The organism is Microbulbifer mixtoriginis (SeqCode), assembly GCF_052467705.1.
Map to the genome: position 1 here is coordinate 4294916 of NZ_CP174322.1, position 19149 is coordinate 4314064.

At 46.3% G+C, this 19149-nt stretch carries 16 protein-coding genes; 13 read left to right on the forward strand and 3 right to left on the reverse strand.

Annotated features, from left to right (window positions below; genetic code table 11):
- Positions 1–191 precede the first annotated feature (191 nt).
- Positions 192–1010, forward strand: coding sequence for a hypothetical protein (locus ACJJIB_RS18790; RefSeq protein WP_444887160.1), 819 nt, complete (start codon positions 192–194; stop codon positions 1008–1010).
- Between the two features lie 210 nt (positions 1011–1220).
- Here the strand turns inward: ACJJIB_RS18790 and ACJJIB_RS18795 are convergent, their stop codons facing one another.
- On the reverse strand, positions 1221–2078 hold the full coding sequence (locus ACJJIB_RS18795) for a LysR family transcriptional regulator (RefSeq protein WP_444887161.1): 858 nt from the start codon (positions 2076–2078) through the stop codon (positions 1221–1223).
- 184 nt (positions 2079–2262) lie between these two features.
- On the opposite strand from ACJJIB_RS18795, the gene ACJJIB_RS18800 reads away from it, so the two are divergent.
- Positions 2263–3753 carry an aldehyde dehydrogenase family protein gene (locus ACJJIB_RS18800; RefSeq protein WP_444887162.1) on the forward strand — a complete coding sequence of 497 codons (1491 nt, stop codon included), beginning with the start codon at positions 2263–2265 and terminating at the stop codon, positions 3751–3753.
- 36 nt (positions 3754–3789) lie between these two features.
- The gene (locus ACJJIB_RS18805) at positions 3790–4914 is read left to right on the forward strand and encodes an alkene reductase (RefSeq protein WP_444887163.1); all 1125 of its coding nucleotides are present in this window, start codon (positions 3790–3792) and stop codon (positions 4912–4914) included.
- Between the two features lie 183 nt (positions 4915–5097).
- Here ACJJIB_RS18805 and ACJJIB_RS18810 read toward each other — a convergent pair whose 3' ends face one another.
- A complete protein-coding gene (locus tag ACJJIB_RS18810; protein ID WP_020414590.1) occupies positions 5098–5799 on the reverse strand; it encodes a cytochrome c biogenesis CcdA family protein in 702 nt (233 codons plus the stop codon).
- Positions 5792–6193 (reverse strand): thioredoxin domain-containing protein, encoded by a 402-nt coding sequence (locus tag ACJJIB_RS18815; protein ID WP_444887164.1) that lies wholly within the window; start codon positions 6191–6193, stop codon positions 5792–5794. Before ACJJIB_RS18815 ends, ACJJIB_RS18810 begins: the two co-directional genes overlap by 8 nt.
- Positions 6194–6530: 337 nt before the next feature.
- Between ACJJIB_RS18815 and ACJJIB_RS18820 the strand changes: the two genes are divergently transcribed.
- The 10 genes from ACJJIB_RS18820 (at position 6531) to ACJJIB_RS18865 (ending at position 19143) form a co-directional block, all read left to right on the forward strand.
- Positions 6531–6890 carry a hypothetical protein gene (locus ACJJIB_RS18820; protein WP_444887165.1) on the forward strand — a complete coding sequence of 120 codons (360 nt, stop codon included), beginning with the start codon at positions 6531–6533 and terminating at the stop codon, positions 6888–6890.
- Between the two features lie 49 nt (positions 6891–6939).
- On the forward strand, positions 6940–7503 hold the full coding sequence (locus tag ACJJIB_RS18825) for a DUF4166 domain-containing protein (protein WP_444887166.1): 564 nt from the start codon (positions 6940–6942) through the stop codon (positions 7501–7503).
- Positions 7504–7722: 219 nt separating this feature from the next.
- A complete protein-coding gene (locus tag ACJJIB_RS18830) occupies positions 7723–10743 on the forward strand; it encodes a DUF2339 domain-containing protein (protein ID WP_444887167.1) in 3021 nt (1006 codons plus the stop codon).
- 1114 nt (positions 10744–11857) lie between these two features.
- Positions 11858–12742: a hypothetical protein gene (locus ACJJIB_RS18835; protein ID WP_444887168.1), complete on the forward strand. Its 885-nt coding sequence runs from the start codon at positions 11858–11860 to the stop codon at positions 12740–12742.
- A gap of 40 nt (positions 12743–12782) precedes the next feature.
- Positions 12783–14042, forward strand: a complete 1260-nt coding sequence (locus ACJJIB_RS18840; RefSeq protein ID WP_444887169.1) for a hypothetical protein — start codon at positions 12783–12785, stop codon at positions 14040–14042.
- A 262-nt stretch (positions 14043–14304) separates the two neighbouring features.
- Positions 14305–15042: an OmpW/AlkL family protein gene (locus ACJJIB_RS18845; protein WP_444887170.1), complete on the forward strand. Its 738-nt coding sequence runs from the start codon at positions 14305–14307 to the stop codon at positions 15040–15042.
- Between the two features lie 162 nt (positions 15043–15204).
- Entirely contained in the window at positions 15205–15636 is a 432-nt protein-coding gene (locus ACJJIB_RS18850; protein WP_444887171.1) for a DoxX family protein, read from the forward strand.
- Positions 15637–15714: 78 nt separating this feature from the next.
- Positions 15715–16686 carry a glutathione S-transferase family protein gene (locus ACJJIB_RS18855; protein WP_444887172.1) on the forward strand — a complete coding sequence of 324 codons (972 nt, stop codon included), beginning with the start codon at positions 15715–15717 and terminating at the stop codon, positions 16684–16686.
- Between the two features lie 634 nt (positions 16687–17320).
- Positions 17321–18217: a LysR family transcriptional regulator gene (locus tag ACJJIB_RS18860; RefSeq protein WP_444887173.1), complete on the forward strand. Its 897-nt coding sequence runs from the start codon at positions 17321–17323 to the stop codon at positions 18215–18217.
- Positions 18218–18447: 230 nt separating this feature from the next.
- Entirely contained in the window at positions 18448–19143 is a 696-nt protein-coding gene (locus tag ACJJIB_RS18865; protein WP_444887174.1) for a pirin family protein, read from the forward strand.
- The last annotated feature ends 6 nt before the right edge of the window (positions 19144–19149 follow it).

The following is a 19149-nucleotide window of genomic DNA, read 5'->3' on the forward strand; positions in this document are numbered from 1 at the left end:
TTAAGTTATCCCTTAAGCTGTAGCCAGTTGGCATGTTTGAATACCAGATTTATCATGCGCACATTCCTATTGGATATCACCTTTGCCCACTGTGTACTGCTGAAAGCTCACCTCGGCATGGCAGCCCCTAGGAATTTACCACTTGGCGACAACCATTAGTTTTATAACCCTCGTACTATTAAGAAGTAACAATGAAGTGCATTCTGAAACTCCTCGTATTCACCATATTAATCTATTCTCAACTGACCTCTGCCGAGCTTTCGGAGAACAGCTTGATATCACAGGAAGATGCAAACTTCGCCCAAAATTATATTGGCAGATTTATGCAAAAGGATTCCGACTATGTGATAAGTCTTGTCGATCCAGAGCTGGCTGATGAACTCACACCTAAATTACTTGAAAAAATGCTCAGCCACCTTCCAGAGGGGAACCTGCTTTCCACTGAGCTAATTGGTTCAGAAGCACAAGCCACCAATGACACTTGGATTGGAAATTTCATCTTCGAGTATCACTTTGAAGGTGGCTGGGCCTTGGCAAATGCAGCAATTAAGCGATCGGAGGGAAAGACTACCATTATAGGGCTTAATGTTTATAAAACACTAGCATCACAAAAGGAATTGAACCGTTTCACCTTATCCGACAAATCCCATTTACACTATTTAGTGCTGGCGATGACCATTATTTCCCCAATATTTATCCTTATAACGCTAGTAGTCTGTATTAGAACACCACTACAAAAGCGCAAATGGTTATGGATACTATTTATCCTATTTAGTGTCGGGGCAATCAAGCTTAACTGGACCACTAGGGCTTACCAAATAAAGCTCCTCAGCTTCCAGCTTTTTGGAGGCGGAGCGGTATCCGCAAGTGAGCATGCTCCACTAATTCTTACCGCAGGATTCCCATTAGGTGCCATAATTTTCTGGTTCAAACGTCGCAGTTTGATTGGCCAAAACAAGAAGACTGAACAGAATCAGCTGGAGCTTAAGGAATCAAATAATTCTGTTTGAGAGCGGCTATATAGAAAAGCGAGTATCGATTTATAACCAATCCCACGCAAAATTGTAGAAAACTTTCTAGAGCCAACTGAGAGCTCAAGGCTTTTATCTATTACTACAGTAAGCAGCTCTTCATTCCGGAGAGCTTCTCACTAAATCGAGAAATCGAGAAATCGACACCTTATCCTGGAGTCGATAATTCCAGAATATTGCCACTTATTGTTAAGCCTCACTTTTAAATAATCTCATAAGCTGATCAACTACCCACATATGGAGCTGGCTGTGATTAGATCGGCTATGCCATGCTGCAATGACTTCGAATTTTGGGGTTTGTGTATCCAAATTAAGAGGAACCACTTTCTTATTAGGCAGCAATCTTGAGGGGTAAAAAGCAATTGTGTCAGTGGCAGCAATAATATCTGGTGCGGCTGAAAAGCAAGGTACTGACATTACGATATTGCGCTTTAGTCCTTGCATAGCAAACCATTCATCGTGAGACCCTCTCAAGTTCGGGCGAGAAGGCGAAATAATCAATTGTGGAAGCTCGGCTACGTCAGCCAAAGTCAATGATCTGCCCTTTAGAGGAGATTTTTTTCCTGCAATACAAACATGTTGCTCTTCAAATAACAGTTTGTAAGGCAGGTCATCCGGGATGAAATCAGGGAAAGTGAGCGCGAGATCGATCTCGCCGGCAACCATTAATTGATTTAGGTTATCTGTTTCAAAATCCCTAACGATAACTTTAAGCTCTGGGGCAGATTGACGGACAACCTCTAGTAGTTGGGGTAGTACCGATTGAATCGCATAGTCTGTGGCACTAATGCTAAAAACCCCCTTATAGGTTGCCGGGTCAAAAGCTATTGGGGTCAGCAGTGACTCTACATCCTTTAAAATGCTGCTGATCCTACCGCCCAGTTGTTCGGCAATAGGAGTGGGCACCATGCCGTTACCTTGCCTAATGAACAGACGGTCATCAAATACTTCCCTCAACTTACGCAGCTGTTCACTGATTGCTTGCTGAGTTAACCCTACCTTTTCCGCTACCCGCGATAGGTTTCTCTCTTGCAGTAGCGCTTCCAATATACGTAGCTGTTTCAGGTCTAACCGGGCTATACCATTCATATTTGTAACCAGGACAAAGAGCAGTTGTTTCTAATTGTATCTTTGCCTATCTATTATTCCCACCATCGTAAGGCACAGCCACATCTGGCTGGGGCTATTTAATAGCCCAAGTAGTTACTCTTCTAATTATCTGGAGATAGATATGAGCCGACCCACTAAGCGCTTTGCTCCTCAGGAATCTTATAAATTATTTATTGGTGGTGAATGGGTTAATAGCAACTCGGGGCGTACGATGGACAGCCTCAATCCTGCTACAGGCGAATTACTGACTCGCATACCGTTGGCCGATTCAAGTGATGTCGATGCTGCTGTCATTGCGGCAGAAGAGGCGTTCCCCACCTGGAAACTTACCTCCGCTATTGAACGACAGGATGCACTGCTCAGAATTGCAGACATGCTTTCAGAAAAGAAAGCATTTTTCGCCCACCTTGAGGCACTGGAAACCGGTAAGCCAATTCGCGAAACTTCAAATATTGATATCCCACTGGCCATAGACCACTTCCGCTACTTTGCAGGGGTTATACGCTCCCACAGCGACGAAGCAGTGATGATTGATAATCAAACCATGAGCTTGGTATTCAGCGAGCCAATGGGTGTAGTCGGTCAGGTAATCCCATGGAACTACCCTCTGCTGATGGCAGCCTGGAAGATTGCACCCGCTATCGCAACCGGTAACACCGTAGTGATTAAGCCATCCGAGATGACTTCATCCACCCTGCTGGAGCTGACCAAGATTTTCAAAGAAGTATTACCAGATGGTGTGGTGAATGTTGTCACCGGCGTAGGCCCAGAAGCGGGCCAGGCTTTACTGGATCACCCTAAAGTCGCGAAGCTGGCCTTCACCGGGTCTACCGGCATCGGCTATAACGTGGCCAAAGCTGCGGCTGATAAATTGGTACCGGCAACTCTGGAGCTGGGCGGTAAATCAGCCAACATTGTCTTCCCCGACACAAACTGGGAAAAAGCACTGGAGGGCGGAGCCCTGTCTATCTTGCTGAACCAAGGGCAAGTCTGTGAATCTGGTGCCCGTCTTTTTGTGCACGAAGATATTGTTGAGCGTTTTACTACGGAACTAAAAGCCAAGTTTGAAGCCGTGAATGTCGGCGACCCGATGGACCCCAGCACACAAATGGGTAGCCAGATCAGTGAAGCGCAAATGAACCGTATTCTTGGCTACATAGATGTCGCCAAAGAGGAAGGTGCAAAAATCCTGACTGGAGGTAAGCGATTACAAAAGCCGGGATTAGAACAGGGTTTTTATATTGAGCCGACAATCATTACCCATGCCGATAACGCAATGAAAGTCGCACAAGAAGAAATCTTTGGCCCAGTTGTTGTAGTGATTCCATTCTCCTCTGAGGAAGAAGTTATAGCGATGGCCAACCAATCCGATTATGGCTTAGCTGGCGCTGTGTGGACTCAAGATATCAACCGAGCTCTGCGCGTTGCACGAGCCGTGGAAACTGGCCGCATGTGGGTGAATACCTATCACGAACTCCCTGCCCATGCACCGTTCGGCGGCTACAAGAAGTCAGGTATTGGGCGTGAAACCCATAAATCGATGATTGATGCCTACACGCAGAAGAAGAATATCTTTATCAGTCTTAATGAAAAGCCCTACGGTCTTTTTTAAGCCTCACTGTAATAAGCTTTTAGCAGGAAAGTAGTTATGAAAAACGAAGCACTATTCAGTGAAATCAACCTGGGCCCTTACACCCTGAAAAACCGCATTGTGCTGCCGCCGCTTACCCGGTCGCGTAGTTCACAACCTGGCAACATCGCTAATGACTTAATGGCCAACTACTACGCTCAGCGTGCCGGTGCAGGCTTTATGGTTACAGAGGGCACGCAAATTGAGCCCCGCGGCCAGGGTTATGCCTGGACTCCCGGAATTTATTCACAGGACCAGGTCGAAGGCTGGAAAAAAGTGACCAAAGCCGTACACGATCAAGGCGGTATTATTTTTGCGCAGCTTTGGCATGTGGGGCGAGTATCTCACACATCACTGCAGCCGGGTGGAACGGCTCCTGTTGCGCCGTCTGCAATCCGAGCAGATGCGGTAAAGGTATTTATTGAGACAGGGCCAGGGCAAGGTGCTTTGGCTGAACCCAGTGAGCCTCGTGCACTGACAACAGCAGAAGTTAAAGAACTGGTGCAACTCTATGCCCAGGCAGCACGCAATGCTTTGGAAGCAGGCTTTGACGGCGTTGAGCTGCATTGTGCCAATGGTTATCTTGTAAACCAGTTTATTTCTGAGCATACCAACCAACGCGATGACGAGTATGGCGGTAGCCTGGAGAACCGACTGCGTTTCCTCAAAGAGATTGTTGCAGCGGTATCAGCAGAGGTAGGTAATGATCGTCTCGGCGTTCGATTTGCTCCGCTGTTTGAAAGTACCGATGAGGACCGTGTTTATCTTGGCCTGGTGGAGAGTGACCCACACACAACCTATATCGAAGCTATCAAACTGTTGAACGAGGCGGGAATTGCCTATCTATCTCTAGCAGAAGCGGATTGGGACAATGCACCGGATTTACCTGAGAATTTCTACCAGGAAGTACGAGAGATCTTTGGCGGGCGCATCATGTATGCCGGCAAGTATTCCCCAGAGAAAGCTTTGCGGGTGTTGCAGGCGGGTAACGGAGATATCTTTGGTTTTGGCCGCCCTTTCATTGCCAATCCGGACCTTCCCACACGTATTCGTAATGATTGGCCTCTTAATAAAGTTGACCCGGAAACTATGTATGGCGGTACCGATGAGGGCTATACCGATTACCCTTCTTACCAGCCATAATTTTTAACAGTTCCTTAACAGGACATAAAAAAGCCCCAGTAATTGAAGGTTACTGGGGCTTTAAACTTACTCGTAAAACTTCTTGGATTCCTGAGGTAATTTTCAGTTTTTTTCTAGACACCAAAATAACTATTAGTCGCTTTGGACACCTCGACTAAATAGTGATTTATTTTGAGATGATTATTAAAAACTAAAAGTCCACTCGGGCATCCAGTTCAGAGCCCAGGTTTCCAGGACTTTATCAAAGCCACTCAACACCATAATCCCAAGCAACAAAAGTATGGCACCAAGTGCTACTTTGCCACCAACAGCAAAAGCACCAACTGATGGTGATAAGCGGCTATAAATTTTCCGTGATAGCCCGCCTGCCACCAGTAGCGCAGCTCCGGTACCAAGCCCAAAAGAAAACATCACCATAAATGACTGGCCTAGTTGCTGGCCCATGGAAGCAAGCGCGATTGCTGCTCCTAGCGTGGGACCTACGCAGGGCAACCAAATAATTCCTGTGAGAAAGCCGATACCAAACTGCCCGGCCCAGGCGCCATCACCAGTAATACTCGCCCCAGCGGTAACTTTCGCCAAACGCAGGGTCACCCAGTCGGAAAGGGGTTTGATCAGCAGAATAAGGGCAACAGCCACAAGCAGGATTGCAGCAATATAGCGAAATAGCTCTGGGTCCAGCCCTAAAGAAACCAACAGGAAACTGAGCACAGTTCCAGCCAGGGCAAATGACAAGCTGAGCCCTACGGCGAGCGCATAAGGTCCCCAGCGCCCAGCACTGCTGGATGCACCAACCACCATTGGTACCAGCGGCCAAACACAGGGGGAGAGAATACTAAGTGTGCCCGCAATCAAGGCCAGGGGGATGGCGCTGACTTCAAGCATTTTCGCCGCAGGCCTTAACTGAGTTAAAGATATTCTGGCGAATAACATCAGCGCGTGTTTCAGCAACACTGAACCATACCTGCTTGTCCCCACGATAGAGCAGCAGAGTTGACTGCCTGGGCGCACGGAAATGCTTTACCCACTCTTTTTGCTTGTCAAAATTCACATTAAGGATTGTGAGGCCGCACTGGGGGTTATCTTCCTGGAACTGCGCAAGAATTATGCCCTGCTTCTTACAGGTAGGGCACCAGTCTGCCCGTACATCAATCAATACGGGTTGCTTGGCAGCTTGTAGCTCTTTGAAGCGCTCTTCGGAGAAGGGCTCTCCCGCTGATGCGAAGGGCATAGAGAGCAGTAAGATAGCTAAGAACAGGGTGTGGTGAAATACTTTCATGCTAGTAATATCCCAAGTGAAGGGTTGAAAATTTCAATAAATAGGCAAGTTTGGCTGCTTACCTAGATTTGTCGTACTAGCTAGTAAATTTCTTACACCCGGTAGCTTTGAATATAAACAACCTCACCTGTTCCGGAAAATCTGAGAACTGTGACAAATCTCAGGCTTCACTTATTGACTGGCTGTTCTTAACCATCTGTTGGGCCTATCTACCCACTAAGTCACTTGATTGCTGACAATATCCCTATAAGATCCCGCGGGTAATTTTTGCGACCGTAACAAGCGTGTCTCAAAGCTCTACGTCAGTATTCAATGTCAAATGGATTCAGATCGAAAAATGAACAAACTTTTTGCCCTTATAGCCATTACTCTTGCCACCGCTTCCTGCATGCAACTCGAAGTCAAACCGGGCCGTGTTATTGGCGATACCGTGGATGCGGGCAAAGAGGCTTATCAAAGTATTCAACGCAGCCGCCGCGGTGAGGAAGAGAGAGGTTTCTCCCACAAAACCAGTTACGATTCTGCCATTTCTAATGCCGCCAATATTGCAGGCTGCAAGGAAGAGCTAATGGAGGTGGTTAGTGTTTCAGACCTCGTTGTATCCCAGGTGATTTCTGAGTCTTCTGAAGTGCTGGTTAAGGATGGTGATAAAACCATTTACTGCGCAATACGAGCTGTAGTTCGCCCTAAAGCTTGAACACTGCAGAATACAAAAGAGTTCTAGTGATTTCTTTAAGTATTAACCAGTGAATACTGCTGTCATCAACTGGTTTGGGCCTAGTTTTAGTGAATTGAATCCACTTTTGCAGCACCTGCATACGCAAGGTGCCAAGCTGTATGGGGAAGTGGATATCCGTTTTGGTTCCAGCGTCGCCGGCTGGATTGGTCGGCGAATGGCGCACAAGCTAGGGGCTCCAACGACAGCTCGCAAAGTGCCTTTTTCTGTAGACATCCATCACTCCCCAGAAAAACTGACTTGGTCCCGCACTTTTGCCAGAACCCATACTGTTACCTCAGAGTTCCAGCCAGTAAAGACCTACCAACAAGGTGGTTACTGGGTGGAATCCACTGGCCCGGTCAAAATTCAGCTAGGGGTCTCAACAGAGGGTGGCAACTGGCAATGGATACAGCAATCTGTGTCACTTTTTCGTATTCCTATTCCAACAATATTCAGGCCCAGGGTTTCCGCTGGAAAAGCCGTTGTGAATGGGCTCTACCAATTTGAAATAAAAATCTCCTTGCCATTGCTGGGCCTTATCTTTGGCTACTCAGGTACATTAAAGAAAGACGATGGAAAAATGATCGATTAAACCCGTGCAGTTCACTAGGGAGCCCCTGAATAACTCCGTAATATCTCTGCAGATTTTGAAAACTGCAGGTGTTAGGCACAGCTTGCAGCGAATGGCCATAGCCCTTTGCAAGGCAGCTGTAGTCTTCAAGACCCGCTTACAGGGTTTTCAGAGGCTCCCCCGGGACTTGTTGTAAAAACAAACACGGGATAGTCTCGACCAAAACGATAAGAGCAAGTTATGGAAAGTGAACTGCTGTCGCTCCGGGCTGAACTAGCCCTTCTGGAACGTGACAACCGGCGTCGGCTGGAGACCTTCGAAAGGCGACTCTCCGCCCTTGAGGCACAACTCAAGCGAGGCAATACAGAAAACAAAGATGCCTTGTCAGAAAACACTACAGGGTTAGAGGATGATTTAGCCCTACTTATGGGCTCCCCCTCTGAGTCCCGGCAAACCATTGAGCCAACCCAGCCAGCAAACATACCCCTTACAACCACGTCTGCTGAATCCAAATCAATTCCACAAAAAAACAAAAAAGCATCAGTAGCCACACCCTGGTTGCAGGAGGGATTAGCCAGCCTAGTGGCACCAGCTCTGGAACCGCTGAATCGTGTGTGGGAGCCCCTTGCGAACTTTTATCGCCATTACCAGCGCCAGGGTAAAGCCCCGGTATTCTTTATGACCGCTGCCGGCATATTGGCACTGGTATTTGGCTTCGCATACTTGCTGCAGTTCTCTTTCAACAGCTATTTGGGCCCCGCCGGTAAGGTTGCCCTGGGCTTTCTGGTTGCGGCGGCAACCACTTTTGGCGGTGTGACTTTTAGCCGGCGTATGCCCCATATGGCGGACTACGGCTCTGGATTAATAGCGCTCGGAGTGATTCTTCTCTACCTGTGTGGGTACTTTGCTGGGCCTTACTATCAGTTGCTGCCTGTTCCTGTTGGAGTCGGCCTGTTGGTGGCGACAACAGGGCTCTCTTACTTACTGGCTTTATTGTTTGAGACACGCGTGGTGTCCATGGTCACACTGCTGGGCGGCGCCACCATGCCTTTGGTGACGAATCATTTTGATCCTTCCGCACTTGTTTATCTCAGCTATTTATTGGCTCTCGCCCTGGCGATGCTGCATTTGTCCAGGCAAATACGCTGGCCACAGCTTGCGATCGTAACCATGGTACTGAGCGCAGGCATGCTGGAGTTTTCCGTCTCAAATCTGGATGAGGCTACATCTGCCTGGGGGCCATTACTAATACTACACGGCTTCTTTTATGGTTTTGCCCACTACGCTCTGCGAGGACTAAGCGCTGAATTAATAGAGTCCAAAGGGCTAGAGCGAAGGCGCCTGATTATTATTGCCGCAAATCTGGTGCTGTTTATCCACATCTGCTGGTCCCTGGCACCCAGCAGCAACGCGCTGGGTGTTGTGTGGTTGCTGAACCTTCTACCCTGGATAGCACTGGCTATTTATTCACGCTGGCTGTTTGGCTACAACGCCACCAGCATTTCCGCCCGTGTTGTACAGAATATGGCTCTACTACACGGTGGATTACTGGCAGGCTTGGCAATCCTTGCGTTGTGCAGTCCCGCTTTATTAGGGATTGTCTGGTGTCTAGAGGGATTGTTGCTGATTTTTCTCGGTGCCCATTTTGGTTTTATCAGTGTAAGAAGCGAGGGTTACATCGCCCTATCTGCAGCTGGCGTTACCATGCTGTGGCAAGCTCTGACCTGGGTAGCTGGCGGAGTTGTTCCCGCACCAATGTTGCTGTCATTAAGCGCAGATGCTGGTTGGGGTAACTGGTTGGCGCTCTGTGCGGCTGCCTTTGCATTAACCCGACTGTTACAGCACTGCGCAGATCGGATTACTCCTAGAGAGCACCATTTAACCTCTTTCGCAGATAACGCTTTTGTGGTGTTTTTATCCGCAAGCTTTCTGCTATCTGTTGGCATCCTCTGGCCCCAGGGTATGTGGCTGCTTGCCTTGTTACCGATGGGCTTTTTAATCTGGCACGGCAAGCGCACTGGCTCAGCATTTAGTGAATGGTTTGGACTCAGCCATTACTTACTGCTGTTTATCCCACTACTGGCGAGTGCATCGATTGTGGGTAACTTGCATTTCTACGATCAAATACCTTATGGAAAGATCGCTAGTGTAGAGGCTTTCCTTAGCTTGTGGATGATTGCGGCTCTGTATAAACACCTGGATATGCAATCCACTGGCTTCTCTCTGGCACTCAATTTGCGCAAGCTGTTTTACGCTCTGGTGCCAATATTTTTCCTACCAACAATACTTTATAAGGCCAACGACTACTTCCCCATCGCCGTTTGGCTGTCTGGCGCTATCGCCCTGGCACTTTATACACGCCTGAAGCTGGAGGTATTGAAACAGGAACTGCGCATCTTAATCGCAGGGGCAAGCTTTGTAGCAATAATCAGTTGTGCCCTGCAGGAGTTCGCCAACTGGCAAGGGTTTGCCTTGAGTGGGTTGCTGTTGGGGCTGGTATCAATGGCTGCACTGTTGTGGATCGGCCTGGGATTGCGGCGAAAGCCGGTCGGCCAGGATTGGCGGTTGGCCCTGCACCGGACACTTAAGCCACTCTTTCCATTGGCCTTTTACTATCTTGCGGCAACGCTACTTATTATTAGCTACGCGCTAAGCCGTGACTTTGCACTGGCACTTTTACTATGCCAGCTGTACTTCGCCGGCCTGTATATTTTTAAACCCCAATTAGCGCCGCTGCGCAACCAGTTGACCCCCCTTTATATGCTGAGTCTGCGCCTGTTTGAGTTTATTACCTTGTTGCAAGTTGCAGCGGTCATTGCCAATTCCGCCAAGGCGCCAGTGTTGGGAGTGTATAACCTGGTGGCCCTGGGAATCGCTTCACTGTTGGTTTATCAGCGCTTTTTCGCCAATAGAGCCGTATGGCCCGGCCGCAGGATGTTTAACCTGTGGGGGCTGCACCTTACAGCCATCCCAGCTTATATTGCGCTGCTGGCGCAAGTGCTGGAAACCATGTGGCTGCCGGCAATATCATTTGCCTTAGTGGTACATGCAACATTGCTACTATTCCAAACCCTAAAACCTGATACCAAAAAGTTACTGAAGCTCTCACTCATGTTGTTCGGCATTGCTGCACTAAAAATTGTACTGTGGGATATGCAGGACTTTTCCCTGATACAAAAGATTGTGGTCTGTATGCTGGTGGGGCTGTGCATGCTGGGGGCGGCATTCCAGTATCAGAAATTCCTAACAGCAAGAAGCTAAATAAATTCTTATTTAGCTTCCTATCATTGTGGCGATCAGATAACCCATTATTTGATCGCCCAATAACATGTTAAACAGCCCGCCAATTTCAGGTAGGATCACGATTTTGTAAAACTAAAAAACTGAGCGCCAAGCCCAATAGGCAGAGGACTTTAGCCTTTCTCACCCTAGACAAACAACTGATGTTATTATTACGATTGGTAGAAAATTTACAAATGGATTAAACAGAATAGAAGTTTTTAGAACTATGAGAAAAGTTTCTATCTCAAAGCCTACAAGAGAACATCTTGAAAATATTCTCTTAAATATTAGCTATATATATTTAACTTTATTTATCTATCAAGTGTACACCGAAGGCGACATTTTTGATCTCCACTACCTATCCAACCTAAACATGCAAAATGCCAACACCATTTTCGCAACTAGTTTTCTTGCATTCTTATTTATTTCTTGTTCAGCCTGCATTACTTATCGCATACGATACCTACATACCGGAAAACCTTTCATATCTGAACTGCAAAAAAAACACCTTTCCAAAATCAATTCAAATATTTGGTATAGCTATTTTTTCCTATTTATTTTTCAACTATCTACTGAGGGTAATATTTTTGACTACCAGTATTTCTCCAGCTTGTTCAAACAAAGCGACGCCTTTATCCCAGCAGGTATTCTCATTGCACTCTGCATGATGATTTACTTCTTGGGGATCATTTACCATACCTGGCTTCTGCTAAAGCAATCCTTAATCCAGCACCAATCAAATTCAGTTGGTGAGCAGGGGTAAAGGTGCTTATTTTATTGGCGAATAAAATAGGCACTTGTATTTGGCTTTATAAGTCAATTGAAACATTGGTTACACTTCGGAAGCGAGCAGTCAAAAATGAAAGAACAAAAAGATAAACGGTACTCATCTACCAAATTTCACAGAAACTATTCCCCACCAACGATACTTGATCCATAACCTCCCCGCTTACTGCACGAACGTACCGCAAAAAGGAACTCCCTCACAATAAAAACGTGAAGTAGTTTGCACTTTACAATAAATAGCCAGCACTATAATACGGCGGCCAAAATCCCGTAAGCGCTAGCGTTGTGGATAGGAACCACCAAGTCTATGTTTGAACGCCTCTTTGCCTCCAGAAAAAAGCCATTTGTACCAAATCGGGACAAACTTGAAACACTGACTGCCAACCTGTCCGGCAGCCACTTTAGTATCTCACTGCCCCCCAACAGCGTGGCCGATATTAATGAGGAATATTATGGCCCCCGCATTGATATCTATAACCGGGAAGCCTATGACGATCTAAGTCGCGGCAAATGGTACCAAGAGGGAAGAATGCCAGGGCAGTCCATTTTAAAACGCAACTGGGGTTTTTATGGACCACCCTGGATTTCCATGGAATATGGATTCGTAACGCTGGTAATTAGGGTCTACCGAGTAGATGACTTACCGGAGAGTATGAGCTGCTTTAATCCACGCCATTTTGAACAGGTTATTTTAAGAGACCTGTATTTTCATTACGGACCAGCAAAAAATCTAATGATACCTATGCTAGCCCCCATTAATTGGCAGCAAAAAAAAATAGGGAATTCAGACTGGCTGTATTGTGAAGCTCATCAGAATTGCGATGAAAAAGAGTTACGAGAGAATCCTTTTAACGAATCAACATATAACGCACAACTCTATGCTCCACTGGATGACAATTATTTTCTTAACATTTACTTCAGTGCATTAGGGTATGCACCGGCCAATTACAGCATCACCGTAATGAACAATTTAATGAGTGATATTTACTCAACACTGAAGTTGGAATTGAGCCCGACCATACAAAAGCGAAAGGAAGAAATCTCTCAGCAATTTCCTGATGCAAAATTTAGTAAAAGCCGCGAACCGGAGTCCTGGGTTTACCATAAATTCCGTGAGGGCAACGACAGAATTGGGGAAGACTCTTTTATCCTAATCGAAAAAGGAACACCTCCACCAAATTTTAACCCCTAATAAATTTATTTGTTATTTAGAACTATGATAAGGAGATCTTATGCCAGCATTTAGAGTCGGTTGGACCAAGATAATTGAAATGGCCCCTATGGGCACAAAACAGGGCCGTGATGTCTATGTTAACAATGCTCACTACCCCATGTATGAAAAAGTGAAGCAAGAGGCACAAACTAATTACTACTCTGCCACCCTACTGCGCGCGCTCATAAGCCTAAATGCCGATACTGGCAGCAGCCAGAGTGCCAATGGTGCCGGAACCATTCGCTATCTGGTACGCAATGGTATGGCCATTGAGTACTATATCGACAATGGCGACGTGCTGATCCATAAACTCCACTTTGATAACTCTCTGCAAACAGCTTCCGGTAATCAAGTAACAGGGGTTTACCAAGTTCAATATGATGGCAAAGAATGGAAGCCTGAAGGTCCCAAGACTCAAATGCCCATGAAACATAAGTGGAATGGTGCTCACTATGCTGCAGTGAGTGGCAAATTCAGTTCAAATAATTCAGCCGGGCGTTTGCTAATTAAGCATATTGAGAAAGCCTATGGAGGGACTGAAATACTGCCCAGAGATATTCCTAAGATCGACAACTTCTACTCACTTTATTGGATTAACAATAAACAGCACAGTGCACTTCCATCTATCGATGGCCTGACCTCCTTGATTCAACAGGCAGCAAGCGCCAGAGAATCCGTCAACTGGTTGGTTCATGGTGAAGGTGCCAAAACTTTCCAGCAGGCTCTGGAAATTTTGCAGAACACACCCTCTTTGAGCCGTTTTGAAGCAAAAGATGAGGAAATAGTACGCAATTTGCGCAATAAAATGTCCGGGCAAAAAGTTTTCTTCTCTAATCCTGTGGGCGCAAACCCCGACAAGCTGGAAAAGCTCTGCAAAATCGTTGGCCTCACCTATGTAAATAGTAATACTAACCCTCGCAATCTTAAAACCGCCGCAGGAAGAGAAAACTCCTGGAATGAGATTAAAAGAATCGGCGCAGCAGCCGCTGGTACTGGCGTAACAGCAGTTTCCTTAAAAGAGACAGGTATCCTTACTATTCAAAAACAGGGGGGCATGTTATCGAACGTGTATCAAGCCGCCATTAACAACCCGACTGCAGCCGCAATCGGAGCCGCCGCAGTCTGTACTGCTGCCGCCTTTGTGGTTGCAAAAACCCAGGCAACCAAGTGGACAAGTCAGGTCCGAGCAATACATGCAACCGCAAGCAGTACCTTTGGCCGTGGTAATGAATATTGGTACGAGAGTGATGAAGATCTGCTGGAACAGCTATCTGCCTAATACTCCAGGTGTGATCCCCCTAAAATTCATTTCGCACATTTTGCATTAGAAAAGTGCCGGGATAGGCCGGCACCTATAAAATTAGGCAGTATTTAGATATTTCATCCCTAAAATAATTGCTCGTTAAATCACTCCAAATCACCTTTCTCTCTCTACTCAATCTCCACTGGGCGGTAGTTAATTCATCTCCAAATTAACTATTTTTTAAGTCTACACTCATTGAAAGCCCCCTTTCTCAGATGGACTTTCAGGGAAGTGAGAGATGATACGGCTCAGACTGGCAATAACACTCTTTGCCACCTTATTAACCAGTAGCCTAGCAATAGCAGATTACCAAAAAGGAGACTTTATAGTTCGTGTTGGCGCCGCTGCAGTAGCTCCCAACGACGATTCCAACAATCTGCGCCTAAATGGCACCATACTGCCTGATACACGAGTTTACGTGGATACTGGTTACTCCGTGAGCTTTACAGGCACCTGGTTATTCGCCAATCACTGGGGGCTGGAGCTTTTGGCTGCACTGCCATTCAAGCACGACCTTAAGGTGAGTGGCCTGCCAGACCCGAATACCGGGGAACCTCTGGGCAGGGTTCGCCTGGGGGATATCAAACACCTGCCTCCTACCCTTACGTTGCAGTGGTACCCGGTATGTACAGAATCCTGGGTGCAGCCATATATTGGTGTTGGAGTAAATTACACCCATTTTTTTAGCGAGCATATCAACCGTGTAGCCCAGAACTACTTTGAGACAGTTCTCGGAGCCGAATCACGGGCAAGACTCAAGCTGGACAACTCCTGGGGACTTGCCGGGGAGGTTGGTATAGATGTCGCCTTTGGCAGGGAGAGCCGCTGGTTGTTTAACGCGGCTATTTGGTATCTGGATATTGATACCAAGGCAAAGATCCATTTTCGCTCTGGAGCTGATGATAGCTCTCACATTCGGGTGAATGTGGATATAGACCCATTTGTTTACTCCCTGGGTATCGGCTACCACTTCTGAGGTGCTCAGCACGCCGCCCCATCATTCTATTTATCAGAATGAATAAGCCTATTTATACCAATTTTCATTCTATTAAATATCACTAAACTGCTCCTTAAAGACATCGACTACTTAGCCAAAACCCAGTGTTATCCACTTATTCACATTTTGAGGAGCATCCCTATGACCACTTCTACTTTATCCACAGCCCAGACAAGTACAAACTCGAATCTGTTTGCAGACATCGCCGACCTCAGTGGGCGTATCGGCCTGGCAGCAATCTTTATACTAGCGGGAGTGAATAAGCTTCAGAACTATGAGGGCAGCGCCCAGTACTTGGCTATGGGCGGCCTGCCAGAATTCCTTCTGCCACTGGTAATCTTATTTGAGATTGGCGGAGCCCTGGCATTGATCGTCGGCTTCCATGTTCGCCTTGCCGCCCTGGCATTTGCGGCATTCAGCCTGCTAACCGCGGCCTTGTATCACCATAACTTAGCCGATCAGATGCAATTTTTGATGTTCTTTAAAAACCTGGCCATGGCTGGCGGCTTCCTGGTACTGGCCGCTCATGGCGCCGGGCGCTTAAGCATCGATAAGCGTAAAAAAACCATTTAATAATTTATCCAACATACTTTTGTCTCGCCCTAACTACCCTAGGGCCGATTAGCACGAATACTGATTCAGGAGAGAAACATGGGATTATTAGTCAACGGCCAATGGAAAGACCAGTGGTATGACACCAAAGATTCCAGTGGGTCTTTTAAGCGAGAGGCTGCTCAACTGCGCAATTGGATTACCCCTGATGGCAGCGCAGGTCCTAGCGGTATAGGTGGCTTTAAGGCGGAATCCGGGCGTTACCATTTATATGTATCGCTGGCTTGCCCCTGGGCACATCGCACCTTAATTTTCCGAAAGTTAAAAAAACTGGAGGAGCACATCAGTGTTTCTATAGTCAGCCCGGATATGCTTGAACATGGTTGGAGTTTTAATACCGATGAGGGCAGCAGTGGTGATTCGCTATTTGGCTATCAGTTCTTGCATCAATTATATACACTTAATAAAGCTGATCACACTGGTCGCGTTACTGTGCCAATACTTTGGGATAAGCTGCAAAATTGTATTGTCAGCAATGAATCTTCAGAAATTATCCGTATGTTTAATCAAGCATTTAATGAAATTAGCGGGGATACGCAGAACTTTTTCCCTGAGGAAAAACAAACGGAAATTGATACCATCAATGAACTAGTATACGAAAATATCAACAACGGCGTATACCGAAGCGGTTTTGCCAGCACTCAGGAAGCTTATGAAGAAGCCTATACAAATTTATTTGATGCCCTGGATCGGGTAGAGAATATTTTAGGTCAAAAGCGCTATCTAGTAGGAGAAAAAATTACTGAGGCCGACTGGCGGTTATTTACTACCCTAATACGCTTTGATTCAGTCTATCACGGACACTTCAAGTGTAATCGTCAACGCCTTGAGGATTACCCCAACCTCAGCAATTATGTACGCGAACTATACCAGTGGCCCGGAGTTGCAGAGACCGTGAACTTTCACCATATCAAGCGGCATTATTACTTTAGTCACGCAATGATCAATCCAACTCAGATAGTTCCAGTGGGACCGGATATTGATTACACCACCCCTCACAATCGGGCTTAAGCCTAGCCCAAAAAGCCGTTACTGCACACTTATCCACATATCCTTACAGTGGCCGCAACGCGGCCTCCTTTTTTCTTTGGGGTCTTAAAGCGTGAATCTGTTTGCAGATAAACCACGCCATAATAGTTTACAAATCACAGAGTTAATTACTGAGCAAGCTAATTTCGAGATTTTCCATTTACGGCATACAAAGATTAATATGACAGGGAATATATACGTCTCTGAACAGAGAATATAAGACGTTGAAATTTAGTCAAGACCATTACGGTAAAGCAACTAACTTTTTCAATATCAATAGAAGCGTATTCATATTTTTCTCTATATCTGTTTCAAAAGTGGCACGAGCAATACCATACTCAATTCAGAGCTTATCTTGTTTCTCATCCGACTAGCTTTGATGCATTCAAAAACAAAACTGCTAATTCGCTCATTCTCTCCTCCCCTGGACAACAAGTGTAAAGATACAACACAAGGAGATACCGAGATTTTTCTCCTTCAATAGCGCCTTACCAAGCCGGAGAAAACAATTACTTTCAAAGCTTCACAGGAGTACCACCTATAATTTTCACTATCATTCTGTGTAGTCGAAGAATAAAGTAGCCTTTTGAAATAGCTCTCAGGAGAGGGAAAACTCATGCAAAAGACCACCCTTGAGCAATGGCGGATGTTCAAGGCCGTTGTAGATGCTGGCGGTTTTAATCAGGCAGCCTCGGTGGTTCACAAGAGCCAATCCAGTATTCACCATGCGGTAACGAACTTAGAAGTCGCACTCGGTGTTAAGCTGTTTGAAGTATCGGGGCGTAAGGTAGTACTTACTGAGGCTGGTCGATTAATGCTGCGTCGTGGCAAGTTCCTACTGGAAGAGGTATCTCGTATTGAGGCTATTGCTGATAGCCTGAGTGAAGGGGTGGAATCGGAGTTACGCATTGCGGTAGATGGAGCCTTTCCACAGAAGGTAGTCTTCCAGGCTTTAGAGAAAGTGTCTGGAGTCTACCCTCAGGTCAATATTGATATTGTGGATACTGTTTTATCCGGTACCAACGAATTAATCCAGGAAGGACTCGTAGACCTGGGCCTTTCGGCTTTTACCATGGATGACAGCCTCAACGATGAAATCTGCCGTATTAAATTTGTGGCCGTGGCTCACAATGCACATCCACTACTCCAGTTTAAGCGTGAGTTGACATTTGAAGATCTAAAATCCTATCGGCAGATTATTGTGCGGGATTCGGCGATTCAAACAAACCGGGATTCAGGCTGGCTGGGAGCAGAACAACGCTGGAAGGTGGGTAGTTTGCGTGCATCTCTAGATTTAATCACCCAGGGCATGGGGTTTGCCTGGCTGCCCATGCCACTGGTGGCTGACTCACTCAATGATGGGACTCTGAAACTGCTTCGCTTAAAAAAAGGCGGGACACGTTCCGCCAGTTTTTATATAAACTTCAAAGACCAGGATAAGCTTGGACCTGTGGCTCGGGAATTTATTGGAGAACTGCGCCTACTAACTCTGGAGATGCCAGCCTCTGAGTAATAGTGCTTATTCTTCATTTTTTCCTGCTTCCTTTCTTCTCCATAGATCTATATTTCTTTATCGCTTTCTCTTTTTTAGCATGGGGAGAAGGGATAGACGAATGTTCAGTTGGAGGCCATTCATTCGATTAAGGCGAATTACTTGTTCGTTTTTATCCAATATTTGTTTTCGTAACCATTATCTATCATAGCCCTATCATCAAAACCAATCTTATTAATAGGGATCAGGCTATGTATTATTACAGACCCTCACAAGCACGTGGTAGAGCCCGTTTTGGCTGGCTAGACAGTAGACATAGCTTTTCTTTTGGGCATTATTACGACCCTAATCATATGGGGTTTTCTGTACTGCGTGTTATCAATGATGACACTGTCATACCTGGTGCAGGATTTGATACTCATGGCCATCGGGATATGGAGATTATATCCTACATTTTGCAGGGTACGATTGAACATAGAGACAGTGAGGGTAATCGTTTGGTCGTATCAGCTGGAGAGATTCAGAGGATGAGTGCGGGAACCGGTATCACTCACTCGGAATACAACCACTCACAAACGGAGCAGCTTAAATTTTTGCAAATCTGGATTGAACCGAATCGCCGAGGCATAAAACCCAGTTACGAGCAACAATCAATCCCACAACGGGATAAGCTGACCGCGCTTATCACCCCCGATGGAAGCGGAAACACACTCTCCATACATCAGGATACCAGTCTATACCGTTTGCAATTAAATATTGGAGAAAGCATTACAATACAAACCCATGAGCGGCCCGGCTACTTACATGTCATTGAAGGTGAGGCCAGTGTAAATGATAAATCTATACTGGCCTCAGGGGACGGCCTGGGTTTATTCAAGAAACAAGTACAACTGAAAGCGATAAAGAATAGCATCACGGCCCTGTGGTTTGACCTACCAGCCAACTGAATCTAG